Source organism: Paenibacillus xylanilyticus (assembly GCF_047246825.1).
Taxonomy (GTDB): domain Bacteria; phylum Bacillota; class Bacilli; order Paenibacillales; family Paenibacillaceae; genus Paenibacillus; species Paenibacillus xylanilyticus_B.
In genome coordinates this window covers 35206-61335 of sequence record NZ_JBFOLB010000005.1, presented here as the reverse complement: position 1 = coordinate 61335, position 26130 = coordinate 35206, and the positions used below count along the sequence as shown (strand labels likewise).

Annotated in this window: 24 protein-coding genes; 13 read left to right on the top strand and 11 right to left on the bottom strand. The window is 35.9% G+C overall.

All coding sequences use genetic code 11. The annotated features are described in order from the left end of the window. The 6 genes from AB3N00_RS24535 to AB3N00_RS24510 all read left to right on the top strand — a co-directional run bounded on the left by AB3N00_RS24535 (position 1) and on the right by AB3N00_RS24510 (position 6419). Positions 1-1812, top strand: a complete 1812-nt coding sequence (locus AB3N00_RS24535) for a ThiF family adenylyltransferase (RefSeq protein ID WP_413036905.1) — start codon at positions 1-3, stop codon at positions 1810-1812. Positions 1813-1814: 2 nt separating this feature from the next. Then, positions 1815-2327, top strand: coding sequence for a Mov34/MPN/PAD-1 family protein (locus AB3N00_RS24530; RefSeq protein ID WP_413036904.1), 513 nt, complete (start codon positions 1815-1817; stop codon positions 2325-2327). 19 nt (positions 2328-2346) lie between these two features. Then, positions 2347-3468, top strand: coding sequence for an SAVED domain-containing protein (locus AB3N00_RS24525; RefSeq protein WP_402872760.1), 1122 nt, complete (start codon positions 2347-2349; stop codon positions 3466-3468). A 129-nt stretch (positions 3469-3597) separates the two neighbouring features. Continuing rightward, complete coding sequence (locus AB3N00_RS24520) at positions 3598-4101, top strand: hypothetical protein (RefSeq protein WP_413036903.1); 504 nt, start codon at positions 3598-3600, stop codon at positions 4099-4101. 207 nt (positions 4102-4308) lie between these two features. Beyond that, positions 4309-5097, top strand: a complete 789-nt coding sequence (locus AB3N00_RS24515; RefSeq protein WP_402872755.1) for a hypothetical protein — start codon at positions 4309-4311, stop codon at positions 5095-5097. A 1157-nt stretch (positions 5098-6254) separates the two neighbouring features. Further along, a complete protein-coding gene (locus AB3N00_RS24510; RefSeq protein WP_402872752.1) occupies positions 6255-6419 on the top strand; it encodes a hypothetical protein in 165 nt (54 codons plus the stop codon). A 220-nt stretch (positions 6420-6639) separates the two neighbouring features. Here the strand turns inward: AB3N00_RS24510 and AB3N00_RS24505 are convergent, their stop codons facing one another. Then, on the bottom strand, positions 6640-8247 hold the full coding sequence (locus AB3N00_RS24505) for a hypothetical protein (RefSeq protein WP_402872749.1): 1608 nt from the start codon (positions 8245-8247) through the stop codon (positions 6640-6642). Then, a complete protein-coding gene (locus AB3N00_RS24500; protein WP_402872746.1) occupies positions 8247-9272 on the bottom strand; it encodes a hypothetical protein in 1026 nt (341 codons plus the stop codon). Before AB3N00_RS24500 ends, AB3N00_RS24505 begins: the two co-directional genes overlap by 1 nt. Before the next feature lie 552 nt (positions 9273-9824). On the opposite strand from AB3N00_RS24500, the gene AB3N00_RS24495 reads away from it, so the two are divergent. Further along, on the top strand, positions 9825-10664 hold the full coding sequence (locus tag AB3N00_RS24495) for a hypothetical protein (RefSeq protein ID WP_413036902.1): 840 nt from the start codon (positions 9825-9827) through the stop codon (positions 10662-10664). 46 nt (positions 10665-10710) lie between these two features. Here the strand turns inward: AB3N00_RS24495 and AB3N00_RS24490 are convergent, their stop codons facing one another. Then, positions 10711-11052 carry a helix-turn-helix domain-containing protein gene (locus AB3N00_RS24490; protein ID WP_402872742.1) on the bottom strand — a complete coding sequence of 114 codons (342 nt, stop codon included), beginning with the start codon at positions 11050-11052 and terminating at the stop codon, positions 10711-10713. 128 nt (positions 11053-11180) lie between these two features. Between AB3N00_RS24490 and AB3N00_RS24485 the strand changes: the two genes are divergently transcribed. Then, positions 11181-11507 (top strand): hypothetical protein, encoded by a 327-nt coding sequence (locus AB3N00_RS24485; protein ID WP_402872741.1) that lies wholly within the window; start codon positions 11181-11183, stop codon positions 11505-11507. 49 nt (positions 11508-11556) lie between these two features. Here the strand turns inward: AB3N00_RS24485 and AB3N00_RS24480 are convergent, their stop codons facing one another. Together AB3N00_RS24480 and AB3N00_RS24475 are read right to left on the bottom strand one after the other, a co-directional pair. Further along, positions 11557-12594, bottom strand: a complete 1038-nt coding sequence (locus AB3N00_RS24480; protein ID WP_413036901.1) for a tyrosine-type recombinase/integrase — start codon at positions 12592-12594, stop codon at positions 11557-11559. Positions 12595-12656: 62 nt separating this feature from the next. Further along, entirely contained in the window at positions 12657-12914 is a 258-nt protein-coding gene (locus tag AB3N00_RS24475; protein WP_402872736.1) for a helix-turn-helix domain-containing protein, read from the bottom strand. A 128-nt stretch (positions 12915-13042) separates the two neighbouring features. Here AB3N00_RS24475 and AB3N00_RS24470 point away from each other — a divergent pair, with 128 nt between their 5' ends. From AB3N00_RS24470 to AB3N00_RS24455, 4 genes are read left to right on the top strand one after another with little or no spacing between them, the layout of a single operon-like run. Next, entirely contained in the window at positions 13043-13720 is a 678-nt protein-coding gene (locus tag AB3N00_RS24470) for a TnsA endonuclease N-terminal domain-containing protein (RefSeq protein ID WP_402872734.1), read from the top strand. Next, entirely contained in the window at positions 13717-15693 is a 1977-nt protein-coding gene (locus AB3N00_RS24465; protein ID WP_402872732.1) for a hypothetical protein, read from the top strand. Before AB3N00_RS24470 ends, AB3N00_RS24465 begins: the two co-directional genes overlap by 4 nt. 19 nt (positions 15694-15712) lie before the next feature. Next, positions 15713-16693, top strand: a complete 981-nt coding sequence (locus tag AB3N00_RS24460) for an AAA family ATPase (RefSeq protein WP_310140502.1) — start codon at positions 15713-15715, stop codon at positions 16691-16693. A gap of 3 nt (positions 16694-16696) precedes the next feature. Beyond that, a complete protein-coding gene (locus tag AB3N00_RS24455; protein ID WP_310140500.1) occupies positions 16697-18187 on the top strand; it encodes a hypothetical protein in 1491 nt (496 codons plus the stop codon). Between the two features lie 721 nt (positions 18188-18908). Here the strand turns inward: AB3N00_RS24455 and AB3N00_RS24450 are convergent. Beyond that, positions 18909-19334 (bottom strand): Imm8 family immunity protein, encoded by a 426-nt coding sequence (locus AB3N00_RS24450; RefSeq protein WP_110757846.1) that lies wholly within the window; start codon positions 19332-19334, stop codon positions 18909-18911. 84 nt (positions 19335-19418) lie between these two features. Next, positions 19419-19697, bottom strand: a complete 279-nt coding sequence (locus AB3N00_RS24445; protein ID WP_110757848.1) for a hypothetical protein — start codon at positions 19695-19697, stop codon at positions 19419-19421. Between the two features lie 678 nt (positions 19698-20375). On the opposite strand from AB3N00_RS24445, the gene AB3N00_RS24440 reads away from it, so the two are divergent. Next, positions 20376-20657: an AbrB/MazE/SpoVT family DNA-binding domain-containing protein gene (locus AB3N00_RS24440; RefSeq protein WP_146239801.1), complete on the top strand. Its 282-nt coding sequence runs from the start codon at positions 20376-20378 to the stop codon at positions 20655-20657. A gap of 459 nt (positions 20658-21116) precedes the next feature. Here the strand turns inward: AB3N00_RS24440 and AB3N00_RS24435 are convergent, their stop codons facing one another. The 4 genes from AB3N00_RS24435 to AB3N00_RS24420 all read right to left on the bottom strand — a co-directional run bounded on the left by AB3N00_RS24435 (position 21117) and on the right by AB3N00_RS24420 (position 25428). Next, complete coding sequence (locus AB3N00_RS24435; RefSeq protein ID WP_110757852.1) at positions 21117-22082, bottom strand: hypothetical protein; 966 nt, start codon at positions 22080-22082, stop codon at positions 21117-21119. A gap of 494 nt (positions 22083-22576) precedes the next feature. Then, a complete protein-coding gene (locus AB3N00_RS24430) occupies positions 22577-22756 on the bottom strand; it encodes a TIGR02679 domain-containing protein (RefSeq protein WP_258377612.1) in 180 nt (59 codons plus the stop codon). Between the two features lie 880 nt (positions 22757-23636). Then, a complete protein-coding gene (locus AB3N00_RS24425) occupies positions 23637-24392 on the bottom strand; it encodes a hypothetical protein (RefSeq protein ID WP_110757854.1) in 756 nt (251 codons plus the stop codon). 337 nt (positions 24393-24729) lie between these two features. After that, on the bottom strand, positions 24730-25428 hold the full coding sequence (locus AB3N00_RS24420) for an RHS repeat-associated core domain-containing protein (RefSeq protein ID WP_413037008.1): 699 nt from the start codon (positions 25426-25428) through the stop codon (positions 24730-24732). Positions 25429-26130 lie beyond the last annotated feature (702 nt).

Sequence of the window (26130 nt, the reverse complement as noted above, 5' to 3'; positions counted from 1 at the left end):
GTGAACATCTTTGAAAGTACTGTAGATTATATCAAAAGACATGGCCAACCTATTGTAGAAGATATAACTTTAATTCACGAGACGTCCCTCGAACAGTACCGTCGTAATATAAAACATGCTTTTCGAATTCAAATAGAAATATTAGAGGGGCCGGCCACTCTTGTGGTCGGTTTACCTTTTGATTTTCCTTCCTCACTGCCTCACTTCTATGATTCTCAGCAACAATTTGGTTGTATACCCCATCTTGAGAATGATGGATTTATCTGTTTTACACAAAACGAAAATTTAGTCATTGATGAACGGTATCCTGGTAAAGTCGTTTTAGATTGTTTAAAAAAAGTTATCTCTGTTCTCGAAACCGGAGAAACGACATCTGAAAATCATGATTATCTAGAGGAATTCGAAGTATACTGGGCAAAGAACTGTATTCGGGAAGCGCATACACTTCTCAATGAAAGTAACGTGGCAGTGCGAGAATTAGATATATATATGATGCCCAAAGATGAAATCACTTACTTTATTTGCGAGAAAAATATTAATGCAGAACACTATATGCAAACAACATTTCACCTAGGTGAGGAGGAGTTAGTTAAAAGAAGATGCATTTATATTCCTCTGAAAAACGGAACTTTCACCTTACCACCAAAACGTGGGCAATTTTGGAGCTTTAAGAATTCAAAAGATTTTATCATGAATAACATTGACTCGAAAAACAAAAATATTCTACTGAAATTACTAGGTAGAACCCCAAAAAGCAACTGTAACTATGACTATTTTTGCTTAGGGTTACCTATTGATACAGATAAAAAAGCAATATTCGGGATGACATTAAATTATCCAGAAGGAATGGTTCGTAAAAAGAAACAATCATTACATCCTTTTGTACAATCCCCAGTAAAAATAGAGGTATTTCCATTTAATATTTACAGACATCAAAAAGAATTTCTGCTTGAAAGGACTGGCGGAGATCCGAGCTTCACTAACAAAACCGCCGTCGTTGTTGGCGTTGGCGCTATAGGGAGTATAGTTGCAACGGGATTAGCAAAGGCTGGATTTCAAAGGATAACCCTTATCGACCATGACTATTTAGATGTAGAGAACATATACAGACATGAACTTGGATTTGACCAGGTTTTTGACAACAAAGATCCTAAAAGTCTAACCCCTCAATTTAAAGTGGAAGCCTTAAAAAAGGAATTCCAACGTAAATATCCTTTTACAGAAGTACTTACTATCCCTAAAAGAATAAATATAGTACTAGCTGAAAATCTAATTGATTGGAGCACGGTTAATTATGTAATTGTATGTGTTGGTGCGCCAAACGTAGAAATGTCAATTAATAGGTACATGCACAAACTAGATAACTCCCCCCCAGTTATATATTCTTGGGTTGAGCCCCTGGGGATAGGCGGCCATGTCCTTGTGACTCTAAATAAAGAGAAGCGTGGCTGCTATCAATGCCTATTCCGACCACTTAGTAATGAAGAACCAATAAGAAACTTATCCTCCTTTGTGAAGCCCGGCCAGTCATTTACTAAATCACTTGGTGGATGTGGCACCTACTTTACTCCGTATAGCTTTCTTGATAGCGAAGAGACGGCTAATAAAGTACTACGAACGGTTCACCAAGTTTCTCGTGGTCAGATAAGTGGAAATCCAATATTATCTTGGAAAGGGGATTCAGCCTCCTTTATAGAACGCGGCTTTCGAGCTAGTAGTAGATATGAGATGTCAGAGGAAACGTTGATGGATAATAGATTTCTTTATCATGATCCTAACTGTCCTGTCTGTTCTAAAAAGGAGTCACATTAATGATGTCAAAAGCTATATTTTCTTTACCTTTACCGGATAATCGTAAGATTAAGTTAACTAATGAGATACTACAAATGCTATTTTCCTTTGCTCAAGATCATAAGAATTCCCCGGAATCCGGGGGTATTTTAATTGGAAGAGTACTTGATTGTAATTCTCATATAGTAGTAGACCATGCTTCGCGACCTATGGAAACTGATGTACAAACGAGGTTCAGTTTTATTAGAAAAGCTGCTGGGCACCAGGAGTTTTTTAATCAGATCTGGGAAAGTAGTGGAGGCAGATGTTTCTATCTTGGTGAATGGCATACACACCCTGAGAAAGATCCAACTCCTTCTACGATCGACAAGAGAGAATGGAGAAAATTATTAAACAAAACAATACAAGGCCAAAATCGATTGTTTTTTATCATTGTAGGTACTACAGAGCTAGTTGTATGGTATGGACAACGACAAGCTAGTAAAAATACCTTCCTTAGAATTGGATCTTATTGTCGAAACGAAATTCAGAACTAACATAACTGGAGTTGTTGAAATGGATAAACCAAAATCTACGAAGAGAAAAAGACTTTCTGCTGCCGAAACTTATCATTTATGGATGATAAGTGGAGGGATTTGCACATTTGATGGGTGTCCAGAAAGATTAGTTGTAGACACAAAGGGGAAACTTACCAATGCCGGCATTATTGCACATATCATTGGTCACAGTAAAGGGGGAGCTAGACACGAGTTTGCAAAAGAATTTGGATACTCTGATGACAATTTAGAGGTCGTTTCTAACTTAATGCTAATGTGTTATACACATTCTAAATTAATCGATGATGAACACAATAAAGATCACTTTCCACCGGATAAATTGTTTGAAATGAAAAGAAAACATGAAGCATGGGTAAGAAGTTCGACAGATGTTAAGAAAAAGAGTGTTGCTATTGTTCATAAAAGACTCGGACCACCACTTACGTCATTGCCCATAACTGAACATTCTCCTAATATCATGCTTGAAGCTATTGAAAATCAAGTTGAGTTCTCTAATTTCACTCCTGAGGGGTGGGAACAAGGTAAAGCCGATAATGAGAAGCTTTACGAAAAGTATGTCACTCGAATCAATAAAGGAAAGTACGATGTAGCTGAAGTTTATGCAATTTCGCCGATTCCCCTTTTAATTCATTTAGGGAAACTACTATCAGACACTGTTCCTTTGACAGTATACCAATATGATCGAGAAGCAGGCTACTGGGTTAACAAAGTACCGGACATAACTTTGCTAGAAGATTTGAAGCCTACTACATCAATTACAGATAAAGGTTCTAGCGAGTTGGTTGTAACTATTTCAATTAGTGATACTATTACTGATGAGGATGTTCATGCAATTTTGGGAGAAAACCAGGATCGGTATGATATTTTGATTGAGAATCCTCATGTAAAACGATTACTTTATTCGGAGCAGGTTCAACAAATTCAAGAGCTTTTTAAGGATAAAGTTGAAGCCTTACACCGTGAAAAAAAATATAAATTAATACATTTATTGTACAGTGGCCCAGCTGGGTTGGCCATTGAGCTTGGACGGAGCATTAATCCAAATATGTGGCCAGAAGTAGTCGTATATGAATATAAGTATCGAGGAGCCCCACGCTATCAGCGGACTTTTAATATTTAGTGAAAATCATACAAAGCTCAATTAATTCATGTCAGCAGCACCATTCAGGATCTGCTAACATGAATTAATTTTGGAACATCTCTAGTTATTACTATCGACTTAGCAGTTAGCTTAGTAGAGGAGAAAGACATGGATAAGAGAATGAATTCTATCAAAATTCGGAGTAGGGAAAAACAGAAATTAAGAAAAGAGTTTAGTACTGATTACATATATTTCACCTTATATTTGCTTTGCTTAGGTTTGTTACTATGGAGTTTCTTAATAAAAGGCAATTCGAGTGTTGAAAGAATTCGAGCATTTATAGAGATGTGTAGAATTTTGGGACAGGTTTCAGTCACAGTTGTTATTGGATATGTTGCTCTCTTTGTTGGACTTGCTGCTATCTATCCAAAAAATGATGAAGAGTTTACATTAAAACAAATAGCAGCATCTATTAGAATTGCTGTGTATTTCTGTATTTCAAGTCTGTTGATGTTAGTATTTTCATTTCTTCCTATGGAGCCTCAATTAGTCTGGGCATTACAGGAAGGAGTCTTTCCAGTGTTTTTATTGTTTTTATTGAACCAAATCGTATTTATAATTTTAAATCATCATGCTTTGAAGTTTATTAGAAGAATAATAAGGAAGCTCTAAAACAACCTACAAATACAAATTCAACGAATCTATTCGAGTGATGCTTAGATTTATTCCCAGTTGTCTGACCTAGTTTAAAGCATCATCGAAAAAAGGACCTTTGAGAGAAAACTTCTACTTCTGATAACCTCAGACGTTGGAGAGAAAATGAATTTATTAGAGTATTTCATCCTGCTGTCTGCTAATAAGTTAAAGGAGTGGTGGTACATGAGTGTTTTTCAGATTTATGAAGAATTTTTGAAACTAGATATTGCAAGCAAATTCTATGTATCATTGTTTATTGCACTAGTAATATATTTATACAAAACATTTCTTACCATGCAAACAGATAGTGATAAGCAATCTAGAGATGGAAAACTTAAAGCTGGGGAAGCTATTGCTAAATTCGATGCTTACCTATCCAATTATGAGCACAGTAATAAGACTCTAGAAGACAAAAATAAAATTGTGGAGAAAATGGGAGAATGTTATCTTTACTTTGATGAGAAGGGAAGAAAGGTAATCCGTCTCTTTTATTCGAATCGAACTAATGTCAATATTACAACATTAAGAAGTATCATAAATAACTCAATTGATACTTTTGAAGGTCCTAACAAAGAGAAAAAATTCTTTGATCAGATTTCTTATAATTTGGGTTACCTCTGTAAACCAATATTATCTGTTGTTGTTTCAATAGTTCTTATAATTATTCTTATAGTTCACTATTCTATCTTTGTTAATCTACAAACAACAGGAGAACAGTTTATCTTAACAATTAATTTCCTCTCCGTTATATATGCATTTTTAGTATTTGCTGCATTAATGAATATCCTGTTTGATGACTTCAGAAACTTTAGAGTTTCTAACGTTAAGTTTTGGATAATCTCAATTGGAGGTATTGTTGCACCACCGATAGCTATATTGTTCATTTATTATGATTATTTGTATCTTGGATTTATCATCCAGATTATATGTAGTGTGTTACTGTTCAGGAAAAAATCATCTAACAACGTTTAAAATCTTTATTAGTCAATTATCTCAAAGACAACCATCAAATTTTACGGTTCTATTTTATCGGTTGTATCATACTAAAATCAATGGATCAAATAATTATGAGTTAAAAATATAACGATTTGATAAATATCTGAGGTAGTGGATAGTTGGATCCTGTCGACGATTTGTCGTGAATTGAATCGTGCTCTTCATCGCAGCCCTATTAGGCAGAACAGGCTCAGAGCGCGTACGAAGAGCGTCATAATGCTTCTGTCTCACACGGTAAATGGTCATAAGCCATCGCTATTTCCTTGAAGGAAAAACTATAGACAATGTGATCTCTGGAACAAATAACCGAACGTTTCCGCACGGAAGGGCCATGTGCAGTCTCTTTCAAAACCATCTATCTCTAGATCTATGCAGGGGTCTGGTTAGAGGCGTATTACAGGTACTTCGGCATAAGGGGAAGCGTCAGAAACCTGCGGTAAATTCGCCATTAGAAACGCCAGAAAAAAGTCCGTTCCCTGTAACGTTTGGCGCTGAAAATTGAATACCCTTATATCGGGTCGTGGGAAAAGCAATGCCTGTGAAGCGACGTTGATTGAAAGCAAAACACGTCTATATACCGCTGTTCTCATGCCTTATCGCACCTCTTTGTGGATGGAGATTACGCTCGGGTGTAGCGATATCACAGTATCCCACGGGAACCTTCCTCACAGCTACGGATGACCGGTGAAAGAAGTTTGCATGCTATGCTAATCTGTAAACGACCCATAACCTACACGTTTATTTTCTGATCGGTATTCGTCTTGGCAACACGGTTCTAATCAAAATCCGAATAGCTTGCTGCGAGAGTTTTTCTAAAAGGCGTTGGAGAACCGCTCACGAATCTTTCACAGAGGAACTGTCGCACTTGATTTGACAAACTGTCAATTTCTTAAGTATAAGTTTCTAATTACTATGTTAAAATAAAAAGGGAAGATAGGGGTATGTATCACAAGAGTCAATCATTAGCCGCAAAGTAGGTTGTAATCAATTAAATTTTTTATTATAACGTATCTATAGGTGTAAGTGCCCCTAGTAATATAGGAAGTCCTAATAACAATGAAACGTGGTACGGAAAAGCTCATTAGTTGGTGTTGGATTCTTTTGGGTAACAATATATCTATGGGGGGATTAAAATGAGTAAAACGAATGAAGAGTTTAATAAACAACAGCAAGTTGGTGACCTCCCGAAAGTGAGACTCATGGCTCCTTCGTCAGATGGTGGTCCTGATCGTGAAGTAACTGTTGTTTACCAAAGAAAGGCAAACTATGGGAAGCCGTCATTTCTTAAAGATAAATGAACGATTTTAATTTAAAGCCAGCATTTAAATGTTGGCTTTTTCTTTATATGTGATAACGGATGCATTAAGTCATGTTGATATTGGCCTCAATCAATCTATTTTGAAATAAGAAGAATAAAGATTCGATTAAAACCAGGATAGCGCCCTTAAAAGATGTTTTTTAAGATTTAAAAGCCGATTCGTAAATATTAAGAATCGGCTTTTAATAGAAATCACATCATTACAGCTTGATTGAGAAATCTTGTAACAATGTTTTGAACTCTCCTAATTTTTTCTCACTAAGAATTTTACTCGCATTGTGTTTTGAATAGTCAATATGATTGATTAATTTCATATCATTATACTTACCTATTTCTTCAGTTTTAAGTGTTGTTGTGAATATGACTTGAACATTTAACTGCGAGAATATTTCAAGAACTATTGCTTCTTTTTCGGTTGATAAGTCTTCAGCGCGAAAGGAATCCACAATCACTGGCAGATTATAATTTAGTACTCTAGCAAATGAATATAATTTTACAAGATGATATATCGTAGCCTCGCTACCTGAAAATATTTGAGTGCTTTTAGTGAAAATAGAATCAAATTTAAGATTTCCATATGGATCAATCATAGAATAAGTAGTATTCATTAGTTCTGTTATATTCTTTATTAAATCTTGTTGTTTTTGAATAAATTCCTTCGAAACAGTATCATTTCGTAGTAGGTCGTCCTCAATTTTTTTTAAATCCTCATCTATTATTTTTATACGAGCTTCTGCATCCTCTGCTGAAAACATTTCATTTTTAAAGGCCACTAGCAATTCTATACTTACTTCATCTTGCTCAAGTATTTTCTTCATTTCTTCTTGACGTTTATTTATTTCAAATGTCAAATTATCCATGTCCTCATTGTATGCATTGATTTTTTCCGATATCGATTCAAGAATTTGTTGACGGATTTCGGTTGTAGAAACATCAAAACTATAAGAGTTTTTACCCGCACTCTTAAAATTAATATGAGTTGAGTTACAGTCCATACATCTTAATTCACCAGACTCGATAGTTCTATTTAAAGACTTTAGCTCTTTTATTGTTAATTCACACTTACTTTTCCTAGATAAAGCTGAATTTCTAGATTTACTAAGTTCTAATATTTGGTCTTTGAGCTTCTCAATTTTTTCTATCTTTAACTTGAAACTCAATCTGTCATTAACACTACTTAAATAACTCGCAACTGAATTTGTAGAGCTTAATATTTCATGTTGAGTTAATAATTTTTTTCTTTCTTCTTTTAGGTTCTTTATTTTTTTCTTTATTTGGTCATCATCTTCTAGAGTTTTACTACCAGTATTGATATCGGTATATGAATACAACATACTAAAAAAGTCAGCTTTATTATAGTAACCCTTATTTGTAATTGCAGATGTATCTTTTTTGTCTTGTCCAACAAAATTTAATTGATAAAACAATTCAGGATCCACAATTCTTTCTATTCCATTTTTTATGATTGTAGGAAGCTTAAATATATTCTTGGTCCAATATCTTTTTAATTCAGAAATACTATCAAACATCATTATTTTGTTATTATTTTTTAAAATGAATGAGTTGCCTTTTCTGCAAAGGGCATATTGTTTATCTTGTACAGAGAAAAAAACTATATGATAGTAGTCCATAAAATTAAAGGTCGAAGGGAAGGCAGGGGTATTTCCTAAGCAAAACATAAGACTTTGAATTAATATAGTTTTACCACGATTATTATCGTCACTTGAAATAATATTTATAGATTCTGATAAAGATTTTTCAATGTAACTTTCTTCAGAATTTCCTATCGCTACCTTTTGAATTATCACTATTGCACGCCATCCTTTACTATAGATATAAAATATTTTAACGATATAGCATCAAAATCACTTTGTTCAACCCATAGTAGATTTAGTTTTTTGAAAATCGAATTTATATCATCAAGAGGATTTGAAACAATTACTGAATAAATATTTTCAAATAAGGCCCAAAATTCTCCTGCTCGGTTTTTGTTAAAAAGAGCCCTTGATAATGCCAGTTGGCAATCCTCAAGGATAGTCTTCCATTTTTCTGGTGGAGCTTTATGTAGAGTTGAAGAAAATGAAAGTGGTACACCTTTATCAAACGGGTTTCTGTTGATTATTCTTCCTAAAACTAATATTTTTATTTCATTACTTGTCATATGATGATAGTAATCAAGGGCTTCAGAGCTTGTCTCAATAGTTATATTTTCAACAACGCCTATATTTTTTTTGCTAGATTGTTGATCTCTAATTTCGTTGAAAATTGCCACAAGGGATTGTTCATCAGGAATTATTCCAGAATGAATTTTTAGTATTGATTTAACGTAATCACTTGGTTCTTTATCATCAACAATGAACTGAACCTTATCTAAAAACCCCTCAATTTCTTCATCCGTTATAGACTCATAATCAATATATGTCTTATCTTTAGATTCTTCCCATAAACCCTCTTTTAGTTTTTTTACAGCTTCAGGTTTTACATTGCTAATATCAAAAATATTTAGGGAGTTATCAATTCGGACTGTATTTGATACACCCCCGAGAAAAAGAAGATAGTAATTAAATTCTAATTCGCTTCGGTAATTTTTAAATAATGTGACCAGTTCTTTACCAATCGCTTTTGGGGAAGAGTTTTTTGCTCCTTTGGACTGCATATCCCATAGCTTATTTCCCATTCTATCCATACCGGTTAAATCATTGAAAAAATCTACAACAAAAAAATAAATATCATTACTATCATTTCTAAAATTCATGAGATAAAGTAAAGCTTTTGTTTCATATTCAGCGCCTGAAGGCCGTAGTCTTTCCGAAGACGTCACTTTATACGCCATAAGACAGTTAACTCCTTTCTGACTAATTTGTAGAGACTGGCTACCTGTAAGCTTTACCATGATTCTCTAATCATATAGTAACAATTTAATTCTTAATTGTATAATAATAGTTTAAAACAGGTGAATTGGTATATAACTTAACAATATCAGAATTTCAAATGAACTTTTAACTTACAAGCAAATGTGGATCACTTATTTTAAGGACTCATTTAGTTTCATAAAATAATGCTAAATGAAATACAACAAAAAGGCTTAGTTGAGTTGAATGCACAAGTTAAAATGAATAATTTAGCACGCTTAAATACCTTGTATTGTATTTTTTTGATCAATAATGGGAGTATAAGCTAGTACTACATAGAGGAAAAGTTTAGAAATCGTTGGCATGTTAATCCATATGAAATGGGAGGATTCACGAGGGAAATAGATACATATAAACACATTTATCCATATATTGAGTCCAATTCTAATACTCACTACTCTTAACTTTGAATATAATGTATAAAAGTAGTCAATACCACTCACTAATCTGATGAATCAAAGGAGAATAGATTAGTGAGCATAGAAAAAATCCTTTATTTTGTTCAATCATCAACCTATGAGCAAATGCACAGTTCAGGTGCGAAAGTCCAATTGCTGAGACACGCCATAAGTGAATATCAATCATCCCTTGGACTTCAGAGACTTGAGTGGACAGAACAAAATGTTGTTGGCAAATTTATTGCAACTAAAGAGTACGATCTGCAAAATCAGCAAATGTTCGACTTATTTGATAATCATGGTGTTCTATCTAAGGTGGTCCGAATTAAATTAAACAAATTAAATGAGTCAGAAAAGTTATTACTTCAAGAATTCTGTATAGCTAGCAACCCATATTTAAGATTTTCTCCGATCAGAGCTAATAACGGCCAGAGAGAAGAGGAACTCTTTGCATATAAAAAGAACATCACAAACAACAACATATACTGGTGTTTAGCCCAATGGAAGCATTATAAAAGGATCCACTCTAGCTTTGTTGAACACTGGGAATCTATACGCAATCTGGCTTGTAAAGAAATGTTGCGTACGAATCAGCATAAAGTAACCTTACCTGCTGGGAAGCTAAGTGTAGTAATTTCAGATCCAAACATTGATGCAGATGCTGCATATAAAATGGGAGGGAGGAAGCTGCTACAACGAAGTGGAAAGATTAACATGGAGCAAGTAAGATTATATGCAGCTAGAGGATACTTTTCATTGTCACAAGTATATAAGCATCTACAGGTGGAGAACATCCAAACGAAATATTTGCTTTTAACATTAAAAAGCGAGCGCAATATGATGGAGGGACATATACAGCAGAATAACAGATACTCTTGGATTAACATACAAAGTGAAGCAGAGTGGAAGCAATAAATTTGAAACACAAAAAACCGATGTCAGAGGACATTGGTTTTTTGTGTTAACTATCGAAAAATTCAGATAAGAGCAGGTTAACCTTTTTTAAATCGGAAGATTTCATAGGCCAAAGTTTCTCATTGATCTCGTTTAGCAATTTCTCTTTATCATTAGTTCCGCTTTTAACAAACTTACTGTAAACAAAGAGTTCATGGACATTAACTTTGAGAGCATCCGCAATTTTTTGAAGATTTAACAAGGTAATATTTTTCTCGGCACGTTCAACGCCTCCAATGTAGGAGAAGTGAAAACCAGCCATTTCGCCTAATTCTTCCTGTGAATATCCTTGTTTTTTCCGTAATTCGCGAACACGTTGTCCTACTAATCTTAAAACAGGTTCGTTCATTGCCACACCTCTAATTCAGTCTAAACAATGCGAAACCTCCGATACATTAATGTATATAGATTATTTAATTAAAATGATAAGTTTATATATCAATTTATTGGACATAAATGATAAAGGAGGTGGAGAGGATGAATGAAAGACTCAAAGTAGGTATTGAAATTGCTACTGTAACGGCAAAAGGAATTTTGTTTGACGCAAGAATGTATACCAATCGAGAAGTGGTCAAGAAGAAATGGTTTGATTTGGCTAGAGAACAAGGAGAGTGGAAGATTCCTATCGTTCATATCAAGGACTATCACGAAGCAATTCTGATCATTTCGTTAAAATATCAAGAAGTCAGTGTCGCTACAAGGGTGAGCTTTGAAAAGAAAAACGTAAAGGAGGTGGAGGCTTACTACGATCAATTAAACCAACTAAAGCAGCTTAAGAAGAGCATTACAAAACAGATTAACTAAACAAAAAAAGCCTTGTTCAAAGAGAACAAGACCTAGTTAATAGGTTAACTCAATCAATAAGACTCGACAATATAAGGTACTTCTCTAGTGATTCAATATTACGTTGAGCCAATTGTTGTTTCATATTGCGTACGTTATTTGTTCCAGCGTATTGAACTCCAAATGAATGGGTAAGCTGCCTCACTGTAAGCTCTGAGGCACCAAATTTCACAGCGTACTTTTTAACCATAGCTTGGATAGTACGCTTTGAGATTCGTTTTCCATGTGTTTCACCATTAGGTTTGGCCAAGAAAAATGCCTGCTCACTCTCTTGAGGAGCATAGTTTTTTGTCCTGATTTTTAAGTATTCATGTAAATAATGTTTAGCGTTCTCTCCGAACATAATTCTATGACTCATTTGTACTTTAGCATGTTGTCTAGTTACGATAAGGTAGCCATCTTTAAGATCAATATCTCCCATATCTAAATTGACAATATCGCTTACTATTATTCCGGATTCCAAAAGTAATGTAATAATACTAACATCCCTATCTCGGTTTAGATTGTGAAACCACTGAGCCTGAACATTGTTTTGCTCGGTTACGCCTTCCTGTATAAATTTAACAAAAGAAGGGATTTCGTTGACATGAAGGATCTTATTCTGTATCTGACGTGCGATCTCTACGTGATTTTTTGGTCTCTCCATGGTAAATGTAGCAAAAACATTACGTCTCAATACAGGGAATCCACTGTTGTCGAATTCCTGATGTAGAAAACCAAACAAAGAGCGTAACGAATTAAATTTTCGTAACATGGAGCTATATTGCAAATTTCTCGATGAAGTTAAGTGTTGTACAAAATGCTGTACATGTTCTTGGTTTATATCATTAAACTTTTCCAAGGTCAGATCACATGTGGACTCAACATGCGGCCAAAGTTTGGGTGTAATCCAATTGAAGAAAATGCGAAAATCCCTAACGTATTCTAAACCGGAAGAAGGTGACAGCATGTCGTCTAATTTGTGATCAATGAAAACTTTAACGGGCAACGGCATCTCTTTTAGCAAGACTAATAATACTTCTAAATCTCTACGCTCTTGTACTTTCATATAGGAAACACAGCCTTTCATCTTTTCAGGCTTTATTCCCTATATATTTTTATTTTATACAATCAATAGAATAATTCTTTCCTAGAATTTGAGATTTCCTGATAATTATTCCTCAACAAAGATTCAAGAGGTACATCTAAAATTTGTAATAGAAGATACAAATTATAAGCACTAATAACATGTCTGCCCCGCTCAATATTGGCTAGGGATGAACGAGCAAGATGATAGCTTTTACAAATCTCTTCTTGTGTTTGTTTCTTCAACTTTCTAAGGTCCCGTAGATATTCTCCAAGCCACTTGTAAAACTCTTCTTCTGACATATAGTATTCTCTCCCTCTATCATTCTATTACTTCTTAGTATGTTCATAGAAATGCAAATTTTATACATGATGTGTATAAAAACTTGAATTTTTGTTTATACAGGAAAACAAATCTAAAGGGGTAACTTATGACGAATAGAAACGAATTCATGAAGTATCAGCCCATCAAGGTACTTCGAAGTAAAAAATATGGAAATAACTATTGGACTCCGCGTGGAAATAAAGTCGATGAGCGGATCGTTGAACTATATAGTGATCTGGAATACGATCATTGGCTTCTCGTTGATACGGACCCTGAAGTCATCACATATTGTGAGCAACCAATGGAAATTTCCTACGTTCTAAATGGCCGACTTCGTACTTCTATCTTTGATATGTGGATTTTAAAAAAGGATGGAACGGAAATTTTTGTAGAAGTCAAATACAAGAAGGAACTGACATCTAAACATCCAAAACATGCGAGAACTCAACGGCAAATCGAAGCACAACGAGAATGGTGCCGAATGAATAATAAGCTTTACGTTGTTCGTACTGAAGAGGATATAAGAAAGGGACGTCACTCAATAGAAAACAGAACATCCTTATGTATGGCAGTAGTAAATAGTAAGAAGCCTGTTTCCTTAAAAGAGGTGCTCGGAGTTATTCCAGGTGAAGGGATAAAGATTAAAGAAGTTGTGCGAGAACTATCTAATCTTTCTGTTGAGGCTGTACTTTTGTGCCTAAAATGGCTCCTTTATGAGGGGGATATTAAAGCGAACATGGAAGATCAACTTATCGGATTTGAAATGGAGGTTTGGAGACAATGAGCAGATCGCGAATTTATGAGCAGGACGGATTAGAACCCGACCAAGCTAATCCTGGACTATGGCCCTCTGTAGACGAGAATGTACTCCATAAGACTGCCCATACTTTGTTTATACAACGTAAAAATGCGGTCTTAATGTATTTTCAGAGGGAGAGTTTAGATAGTATTCAACATACGACCGGAGTCTCGCCACGAAACTTGAGAAGATTAGTTCAAAGATGTATTCAATATGATCTGGATGGCGTTGTTTTAGGATTCCGTGGATTGATTCCTCAGAAAAACGTAAAAAAATATGAGTTGGATTTATTAGGTCAAAAAAGAAACAAAGATCAAAAAACCGGGGAATTCAACCGTTTTTTGGAAATGCATCCGGACATTAAAGATTTGGTAGAAGATTTATATTTAGGCAGAAAAAATCGTTCCATAGAGCCAGTTATGAAGGTTAAGCATATCCACAAGCGCTTTGTGGATCAGTGCCGTGAAAAGGGTATAACTCTCTCTGAATACCCTTTAAATACAAAATGGATGGGGTATAAGGCTCTACAACGTTACATTAAACAAATAGCTGAGCAAAATTTCAAAAAGGCTGCAGCCCGTTACGGTAAAGACGCATTTCATAAAGCAAACCGAGTGGGAGAGGAAGATCAAAACCAACTATCAAACTTATTCCCGTATCAGAAAGTCCAGTTTGATGCCCATCGTATTGACGGTTTTTTTACAGTAGATATTGATACACCCGATGGAGACCCTATGACCTTGACGCTTGAACGTTTTTGGATTCTTACCATCATTGATGTGAGTAATCGCAGCATTTTAGGATATTCTGTTTCACTAAATAGAGAGTATGGTGGAAGTGACGTAATGCACTGTGCTCGTAATGCAATTATGCCACATAAACGACTAGAATTGACAATCCCAGGCCTGAGTTATCATCCCCCAGGTGGGTTTCCATCAGAAAAGTTCCCTGAGCTAGAGTGGGCAGTGTGGGATGTAATCTGTTTAGATAACGCCAAGTCTCACTACGCTAAAATGGTGCAGGATCGACTCACAAACTTAATTGGTTGTACTCCGAACTTTGGTCCCGTTGCACTTCCAATGAGAAGAGGAGTTATTGAGAGATACTTTAAAACTCTAGCTGAGAATTTGTTTCATCGGTTACCGAATACAACCGGCAGCGGTCCGGATGACCCAAGAAGAAACAATCCTGAAAAAAACGCTCTTCGTCTAAACATCACATACGAACATTTATTGCAGCTCATTGATGTAATGATTTCAAATTACAATGGAACACCTCATGGTGGGATTTATCATCAAACACCACTCGAACTTCTTGAAAAAAGAATACAACTAAGAGGCTTACTACCAAGACGCCTGGAAGAAGAGAAACGATCGGAGATGTTGTTTATGCAAACCCGAATAAATCGAACCGTAAGAGGTTCCCTATTGAGTGGAAGAAAGCCCTACATTCAATATGAAGGCGTAGAATATCGAAGTGAAAAGCTCACTAACTCTGCCCATCTAATAAAGCACGAGCTAGTTCTACATGTAAATGTTGATGATCTGCGTACTTTAAAAGCTTTTCTTCCTGACGGCAGCGAATTCGGTTATTTAACTGCTTGTGGCAGATGGTCACTTACTCCACATTCCTTGCAAACGAGACGTGCGATCAATTCATTAGTTCAGCGAAAGCTAATCCATTATACAACTTGGGACGATCCTATCTTCGTGTACACTGACTATCTCTTGAGTAAAGAAAATACCAAGAAATCAATAAATAAAATTACTCAAGTGAAAGAGGTAAGTAAACAAAAGCTAACGGATGAAGCGGAGGAACAAACAAAAGCATTAGAAGAAGCAAGAGCACAACATGAATTGTTAGACAAAGTTCGAGAAGAACAAATCAACAGGGAAAAGATCAATGAGATGGATAATTATGAGCGCTTACTAAAACAATTCAAGACAAAGATGTATTGAGATAAGGAGAATTTGACATATGGAAAATCATTTGATACCTGTTGGTACACACCCTATTGAAGTAGGGCATTATTTACTTCCGACCAAAGAAGTACTCCGCCTAATGGATAATCTCAAAAAGATTGTACTGAACCGATTACCAGGAATGATTGTCTATGGTCGTCCGCGTCTTGGAAAGACTACTGCATTAAAGTTTGCATTAGAAAATCTGCCACATTTTATAAATGCGCCAATACCAATCTTCATAGCCAATAGCAACTCATATAGATTTCCGAGTGAAGAGAAGTTCTACGCAGATCTGCTACATGATTTTCAATTTCCGTTTATAGCTAGAAGAAAACCTGGTGAGTTGCGGAATCAAATTGTTAATTTGTTAAAAGAAAAAGCTGAATTGTCTCGTTTAAGAAGGGTTATTTTGATTATGGATGAGGCACATCACCTAACAGAATCACATTATCATTGGTTAATGGACATCTATAATCAACTAGATCGTGAGAAAATCAGTATGTCTGTAATTTGCGTAGGTCAAGAAGAATTGCTCACTAGAAGAACGTTCTTTTTAGGACAACGTAAGTCTCAGATCATAGGACGCTTTATGACACATGAGCATCGTTTTTTTGGTATTACTTCACTAGATGATTTTAAAGCAGTTCTTCGTTGCTATGATTCACCTGAAATCTCAGCTTATCCTGAAAACAGTGATTGGAGCTTCACTAGATATTTTTTTCGGGAAGGATATGAGAAAGGTCATCGGTTGGAAAAGGATGCAGCTTTAATATATCAACAATTTCAAAATCTTCGAAGGGAGCACGGAGTGAACTCAAAACTTGAGATTCCTATGGAGTATTTTACGTATACTGTTGAAAATGCTCTGAAAATATACGGAACTCATGGAGAGAAACTTGAATGGATCTCAGCCCAAAATTGGTTAGATTCCATTAAACTTACAGGCTATATTGAATCTGAAATTTATATGGCATTAGCAGGTAATGGTGATTAGAACATGAATGTCGTGTGGAGGAAAGAATGGATAAATGAATATGAATCGCCTTGGTCCGTATTTGAAAAACTTGCTTTGGTGAATCTTGCAGATCGAAATGAGATTCTTCAAATCTTTGGCAGTGCTCACGTGAAGGATATTAAACATTACATTGGAGATAAGCAAAGAGAACTAATACAGTTAAATGGATTTCACCTCGAAAGGCTTCATCAAACGCTGGATTTTAACTTGCAAGAGCACAATTTTAAGAATATTCAGTCGTTAGTAGGTCCATTTTCTGAACTATATAGTTCATGGGAGCATTGGTTTCATCGTGAATTGCATTGGTGTTCGAAGTGTATGGAGGGGGGGTATCATTCTTGGCTGCATCAGTTTAAACTTCTTGATGAATGCGCATTTCATGATCTGAAATTGAATAATACTTGCCCTAACTGTAGATCAACAATACCTTTCTTGTTGTCGAATAGACAGTTAGAACATGCATTTCAGTGCAAGTGTGGATATGCCTTCGCTAATTTTCATATGTCCAGTTGGAACGAATGGAGAGCGCCTGACCAAATGAATCCTGCTGTCCTTCGTTGGGTTCAAGCAAACCAGGCAAACATGAAGATATCAAATATGAATTCCAAATGGATTATTCATGCACAACATTGCAATTTAAAGCGTTTAGTTACGAATGAACCTGAAGAGATAAAAGTATTTAATATGGAAGAAACCTCGCACAGACAGGATTATTTCTCTAACCGTTTCCAAAAAGATTTACTACAAGTTACTTCTAATGCTGTTCAACAAGTTATTGACCGATTATTTCAGAGTACTCTTAAGTCTCATCAACATTGCATAACTCAATTGATGGAGCTTAGAAAATCGAATGAAACGATTGAATTTCCTGAAATTTGTCCCTATGCATATGCTTTTGTTTTTTGGAGAAAATCTCTGTTAAAAGAGGAGCATTTCTACGGCTTTAATTCGTTAAGAACAAGCTCGATTTCAGATTTAGCACCACTTCTAATCAGGGAGCTCCTGGAGTATTTCTCTGATCAGATCGTCAAATATCAAATGAAAATCCGTGGAAGTTTTGATATGGGGGGACTTTCCTGGATTCTTGAAAAACTGGTCTTACAGTTTTGTGAGAATTTCTTCTGTGCTTGGATGGAGACCGCAGTGAAGAGAAGTAAAGAAGTTAGCGTACCTTCTTGGAAGGAAATTGAGAATATGAGGGATCACTCGTTTCCAGATGTTGCTTTCAAATATAACTTTGATGAGTTAAGCTCATCGAGCAGCATTGAATATTATCATTTGCAAAACAGAGAACCGTTGTTGACTAACAAATGCAAATGCCCGAATCAACATGAAACGGCTAAACAAGATATTCAATCAATGATATCGTATACACCACAAAAAGTTGTCATGCTGAACATGAGTAATCCAAGTGATAAATATAAGATCCTTCAAAAAACAGTCGAGAGATATGTGAAAAAATTAAGTTTTTGAAGCCGTTAATCTGAAAAGATTAACGGTTTTTTTGTGTTTAACTCGGTTTAAAATGAATAGGAAAAGGGGTTTGTAAACGGCAATAGGTACAAGTTCTTGTCTTTTAACGGTATAAGTTCTTGTCCCAAACGGCCAATTTTAAAGAAATATGCTTAATGTAAGGTGATAATGACCATTAAGATACTGATAAAAAACGTCAAGAGACTGTATAAAATCAAATTTTGAATCAGTTATACTGAAAAGACTGATTGCTTATTTCTTATATAAACTCGGGTAAATTGAAGGAATGCAAAGAGAGAAGTACACAGCAATAGGTACAAGTTCTTGTCCTTTAACGGTACATGTTCTTGTCCTCCGACATGAAAACTCAAACTACATATAACTCAAGTTTTACGCAGTTTAGACATATGTACAAAATCCTAACTTTGTGCAATAGTAAATGTAATCAACGGGAGCATGTTCTTGCGCAAACTGCAAATCATACATTACATAACATACATACTGGTCTGAGCGCAATATATGATTTTACTTCTGCGCTAAATGTTTCTCTAATTTTTTCATTTGACTACCAAAAATCAAATCGACATTTTAAGTATGAACAGATTCTTAGGATTTTCATTTGCTTTGTTTTCATTGTATTTGCTTTATTGTATAAATATTCTACGTCGGTCAAAAGTATACTGAGGCTCTTTTCTTTATCTTATTAATTTAAGCTTCAGCATTACTGTTTTTCTATTCTAGTCATGGCTTCTTCATACGTTTCATAATGAACATTGTCATACTCCCATTTCAAGTGACGATTTGTGGCTTTAGATACTTCATCCCATGTAGGACGTATGCAGTCTTCCAATATTTTATTGATCTCTGTTTCCACTAAAGATAGATCAAATTCATTGATAATAAATGTTGCTCTCCCCTTCAATATCTTGTCCTCATTCAAAATTTCAATCAATTTATTTGGAGTCACAATTCTAAAGTAAAAATAATCTTCACCTTCTACATTTTCCGAACCGATATCCGCACTAGCAGCAACAACGAAATTCTTAGTGTCTTCAGGTTCGGTAACCAAAACAATACGTTTTAATATAGGGTGGCTATGATGCTTATATATCAGGTACGTGCGTTGATACGAATGGTATAATTTCATGGGTCGTCCCCAACTGCCAATTACATTTTGATGTATACTAAATAGTGAGAAAGCTCATCGTTCCGAATTGGAACGATGAGCTTTTTACTTTTCAAAATATGAATTCATTGTTGCCCACATTCGATTGTACTCGCTTCGTACCGCTGAGAATGCACCAGGCTTTTCAGATTTATTGTTTGCATTTGGCTTAAACGTTAAATATTTATTACGTGAAGTGCACTCATAGTTTTTGCTATTTACAAGGAACTCAAATCTATCTTTAAATGGTCTGTCTAATAATTTAACCACCATAATGTCTCCAGTACTGGTACTTCTAGCAGGAAAATAAATCAAAAAGTAACCTTGTTCAAATCGGTATTCCATAGCACTTACCTCCATTCGAATATAGAGTTTATTACTAGTTAACTAAACCATCAAAAAGTATCTATACATCAATTATACATGATGAAGTTAGTGCATAATATTGTTGTTTTTATCACTAATTTAAAGAGTTGACGGGTCTCATTTCTGTAATCAACACGTTTCCGAATGAAATAAAATTTCACTATGACGGTGATCATGAATCCAAAAACGGCATTCCTAGATTATTGGGAACGCCTTTTTTGTATCCTGGTTGAAATCTTTGCTTGGTTTAAATCAAGCCTGGGACTAAGGGAAGGCTTTCGGATCAGGAAGGGCTTCAGTGCTGATGCTATCGGCTCTAAGACGGCAAGAGCGGCCACCTAAAAGCCCGCTACGAGCTCCTAAACCGGTGATAGAGCACCCGACTAGGGCGCTCTAGGTTCCTATGCTGCGCTTTACATCCCGCACCGAGCCTTAAAGAAATTGAAGACAAACATTATTCGTCTTTAACAGCCATTTGGATCCTAGGTATGCTCCTGCAGCTGGCCTATTTCTGATCAAAATCCGTACAATAGATCAATGGCTAACTTGTCAGAAGTATTTATATTCCGAGCATTCCCATTGTGTAATTGCTTTCATCACCGATAGAAATATCGAAATATGGTATAATGAGGAAAAAATCAGGAAGAGGAAACAATGATGAAAAAAGGTAAAGATACGGGAATGGTACGTAACATAGACGCACTTGGGCGTATTGTTTTGCCTATTGAGCTGAAGCGTAACCTGGGTATCGAGCATGGCGATCCAATTGAATATTTTTATGATGATCCACGCATAATTTTGAGGAAATATAGAACATGTGAATGTTTATTTTGTTCCTCAACAGAGCGCCTTACCTACTTTAAAGATTATTTTATTTGTAGTTCTTGTATAAATGAGGCTTCAGGGAGTATTGAGTCGAAGGTAGATGAAGAGTTTTGAAGGTGTATTAATCATATAAGAATAGTTATAAAGAATATTGGTTGAGAAATCGAGCGTGGTCGGAACAAAATTACCCGATGCGTACTTCAGATGATAACGTAGATCATTTTCTCCAAATGCACCGCTTCACGGTTACTCAGGCCGATAACGTGAGTGCCTAAAAATACACTTACAGTAGTCAAAAGAGGCATTTTAGATGCTGATTCTTCCAATTGGAAGAATAGTGATGGAGATATATCACTTGTCTAAACATTCTCCACGTCGTTCGATGAGATAGTTACACCAAAAAGTTTTCAATTTATTTTGTTAAGCAATCTCTATCTGTTCATCGATCAATATGCATAGCAGAAACAGTTTATTGTGTTTCTATAATAACACGTTGTTGAACAATAAAGTCCATGCTGAAAGACGACTTTTATTGATTCAATAAGCTACTATTCTCCGTTTGTTAAAACACATCTATCCCTTAAGTCGTTTAAACTTGAAGAGATTAAGTAGTGCATAGAAGAAACGAAGTGTGTCTTCCTGAGAGGAAATTCGATCTTCATGTTCCTCATATAATGCATTCGCTAGAGCATGATTTTTATTTAGATTTCCACCATAAAATCCATACACCGCTCGTGAAATTGTCCAAGCAAAGGAAGAACAATCAAGACGTCTCTTTTGTGAGGTTTTACCCGCTGTTGTTTTCCATGCCCATACTTCAGCTAACGCATTTAATGCCATTTCTGGCTTTCCTGCATCAAATTCTGTATTAAAACCTTCCTCGTGTCCGATACGTTTTACTTCGTCTAGACCAATCGGCTTTCCTACGATTAAACTTAGGTCCTTACGCATTAAGTCGCGAATCGAGGGAAAGTGTATTGTTGAGGAGTGTAATAAATCCTCTTTCCAAAACCATGAATCATTGGGGTCTTTCACTCCAGTGAAATCAATTTCATTTATTTCGTTCCATTGAGGTGTTGTTAAATCTGGAAGTCTATGTTTATCATTTTTTATTGATGTGATAGGAGAGGACTCTATGTAGTAGCAAACACCATTCTTACATCCATATTCTATCGTACTTCCTGTGTCTCCATAGACTAATTTTTCATCGAAGTCAGCAGGTACCACTTCTGTTACATGTTTAACGAAGAATTGCACTGCCTGAAGAACAGAATCGTCATCCTCTTTGCCTTCTATGCCAAGCCCACTGGGCCCCTGATAAATCGAAAACACACAAGAATTACCGATTTTATCTATGGCTGTTATGGAATACTGAAATGCATTCTCTGCGTCAGATGTTTTATAATTGGGTTCTCCAAACAGTGTCAACAGAGATCCTCTAAATCGAGCGATGGCCTCCCCATTTTCAATCTCTAGAGATAGGATATTCGAGCCATCATCAATACTAGTATTTTTTTTATTTACGATAAAGATATACATAATACTTCAAACCCTTCTTCAAAGAAATTTCATTTCAACAACATGGAGGGATGAATTGAATACAACAATTCAGTTTTAATTATCTACTGTAGATAATACAGCGGGGGTTTGCTTGTAGTCATTTTTCTAAGAAAACCTTTGAGGCGATTCTTTTCTGACCAATAGTACAAATTAAATTGGGAAATCTTGAGGGAGATGCTCTAATGATAACTTGTTTCGATTGAGAAAGTAAATAATTTCACCAACTAGGAATGAAATAACGGCCGGGTTTTCAATAATATATATGGATGAAGGCAATTCTGTGATCTCTTCGATTTCACGCATGTTTAGCATCCTTGGAGACGTCCCCTTTATTAAACGAGGCACAAAAACATGTGAAATTGAGCTAAGATCGTTATCAAGTATAACTACATTCCTATATACTTGGCGTTCAAATAAATATCCTTTTACCATCCGCTTCTTATAATTACCATCTAGCTTTTGAGCGTGGCTGTTTATATCAATAAAATAAGAGCATTCAGTAATAATCTACCTGTTGCATTCGTTTTATCAAATGCGTGTGAATCATCTGTAACATAAGCAGCAAACACCGGTAATCTGATTTTCCCCGCAGAGATCCCACAATCCTTAAACATTTTATTTTTTGCGATAAATAAATGCCATAAAGCACTCAAACATGTGAACAATGCTAACTTCGAATTCGTATCTTTGACAAGCAAAGCTTTCCAAAACCCTATAGCCGGTAGTATCTTTTTGTCTTAATCTATTGAAACCAGTATAGGTCTGATTGGTGAAATCAACGTATTTAGTTTCAGAAATATTGAATAGGTTGAACAGTTCTTTTTATACTTCGATAAAGAGAGTGTTTCAAGTTGTTTTCCGTAACTCCTTTTTCTCTCGTTTATGGTCCGACTTGCTTCCCAATTTGTTGATTTTCATGGAGCCCTTCTTAGCTAGCGAACTGCATCCAAGCGCCATTCTGGCAATATCTAGCTGAGCTAAACTCGCTTCCGCATCCGAGACCATTCTCTTCCTCGGTTAACGTCAACATTGTGATCGAATCCATTTTTCCTAGTTAACGAGAGAATCGATATATTCGTTCGTTACCCCTTGAGTAGAGATACAAAGCCAACTCTATGGTGATATTGAAGCCAATGGGTTTCATTAAGCGATTATATCGGCGTTGGCGGAATGAAGAAGAGTTGACTTAAATCGGTGCATCGATATGAAATAACTTTCGTTTTAGCCGTCCTACTCTTAATAGTGAAGGTATCTACCCTATACGATGAAGATTATTGTTAGTTCATCTTTCTTATAAGGGCGGCATATTATTAAGTTGCGATATATTTTGGTAACAAAAAACAGGTCAATTACGGTGGTATCTGACCATAATCAACCTGTTTGATGTATAGAAGTAGCGTTATTTAGAATATAAAATTAAAGCAATTGATGTGCGTACAACCCAAATCTTTTATAAGGGCGGTTTGTTTGTGTTTGCGTTTTGTTGAATTAATATTACCATTAAACTTCTTGCGAATGAACATTGTGGTTATATTATAATTGATCTACTACAAACTTAATATCATTATAATACCTTTGTAGAGTCAAGTTGTTTTGACCCAATACAGCTCCCACCAAATTATGTGGACTTTTGTTGAAATTTGGAAGACCTCCGATATTTTTGATCATTGGGCCTTGTTCTTTATCAAATTCCCAAACTGCTCCAAAATGCTTAACAATCATCTCTCCAAAACAAAAGCCCGCCAAATAAATCTCATTTGGATTCAACCCCTGTGCAATTAGTTCATCCAGTTTAAGCAGTGCACTAGAACTTTCTAATTCGAGTTGATTTGTCTGAATGAAATTATCAATAGATTGTAACCAGTCATTTTCCAGGTAATTAGGTATTGTAAAAGGTTGGTTGGCTACATTTTTTGCGAACCATTCTAACCCAAACTTCTCCGTTATTTCTCCGAATAGTTTGAGAATAGAAAATAATTCTTCTTCGTTTTTATAAACATACCATTCATGAACTGTACCTTCAGCAAGTTGAGTACTACTGATTGACTTGAGGTCAGTTTGAAAGGTACAACGGATAGCGTAAGATTGATAGTCACTCAAATCAATTTCGATAATCTCTTTTGAAAAACCATCTCTTGATCTAACGAAAATCCAGGGGTTTATTGATGAATTTTGATATTCAAATGATAGTTTATGAAGTCTCTCAGCTAATTCTTTTTTAATTATGTTGGTGATATCCAATGGAATCGTCCCTTCTATATTACTGGTATTATTATCGGAATTCCCCAAGGAGCAGGTAAGCCTCCAAAGTTATTTTTTTTCTTAATAGTCCCATCTGGATTTAAAGAACCATTTGGAGAAAATTCCGCAGAAAATACTCTATTGAGAATTTCAATTAAGTCAAATTCATTCGGGACAGGTATGTTTTCAATTAGAAGTTTATTAGGATTAACTTTATTCTTATCCCTCTCCCCATAATATATCATACCTGGATGAATCGCATAGTATGTGTAATAGACGATTTCTTTCTTTGAATTATATGGGCTTGGAATAGAAGTATTATCAGGATTCCATGATGTCCCAGCAACTGCTGTTGCTATGGTATCTCCCCTGAATCCATTTACAATTATCCCAGTGATATAGATTTTAATTGGTCCCTACCTGTAGCACTTAATTTTGCATTATTAGCCCAAGTTATCGGTTTGAGTTCATAAATTTCATATTGATGTTCACTTACTTGTAAAGCTAGATCTACTCTTCCTCTTTTACCATTAGTTAGATTAACACCTTTTTCAGTAAATGCAATAGGTGTTTTAGTGAATAAATTTATTAGTTTAAATATATTCTGTAAAGCTGTATGAGCATAATTGCCGTAAGTTTGTGTTCCAAACTTGTTATGCCCACTTGGATCTACATACTTCAATGGATTATTGCTTACATATGAATACAAGTTTAAACTTGACGGGTCTTCCAGTTCACCTTCATACGTATCTTCCCCAATAAATCGAGCCATGCCTGGATCGTACCAACGGGCTCGTAAATACTGTAGCCCTACTGCTTCATCCCAATACTCGCCCGAATAACGGAGAACATTTGAGACCGTTTCTTCTGTTGTGAGTGGTCCTCCCCAGATGTCATACGTATACTCATTCAACACTTCACCAGTATCGTCCACAAGTCCGACTACATCACCATGACCATTAAATTGGTAATATTCCAATTTTCCAGTTTGCTTGTCCTGGCGCGCCCATAGTTTTCCACACAGATCATAGATATATGCGTAGGTCAGTTCAGCCTTCCCGGACGCCACTTGGGCTCCCGCCATCAGTTTAGCTTCTTCATCGTAGTAATAACGGTTAGTTTGGTCGCCTTCGGTGCGCTCATACAGTAAACCGTCCCCGTTGTAGCTATACGTTATTGTCTTTCCTTCACCAGTCGCATTGACCAACCGATTCTGACTGTCATACGTGTACTCTGCATTTTTCAGACCGTATACCTTACCGCTGCCTGTAGTATACCTGTTGCCATTCGCATCGTACGTATACGTCTCCTGCACGGTACCAGATTCTGTTTGAATTCGACTGAGCTCGTCATACGTGAACTGGTCGGTTGTACCATTTTGAGTTCTAGAGGTAGTGTTTTTATTTCCATCGTATTGATAGTCGAATTGGTGCATTGCAGTCGTTCCTTGGGAAACGGAGACTCCTGACAGATCATATCCGTCGTACTGATAGCTTGTGCTAAGGCCTTTCCCAAACGATACGTTTTCCAGCAAACTGTTCGACGCATAACTAAAGGTCATTCGATCCACAGGCGTCTGGGCCGATACTGAAGCGCTCCCTGTTCCCGAGGTGATGTCCATGGAAGTGACCCGATTCATCATGTCCAATTCACCGTGTACCCGCAAGGATTGTCCGTTTGGATCAGTAAGGGTATATCCTAACCGCTGCTGGGTATTGTTTTCATATTTCAGCTCGGTTCCATCCGGGAAGGCGAGCCCACTGAGCATACCATCCGTATCACGGTA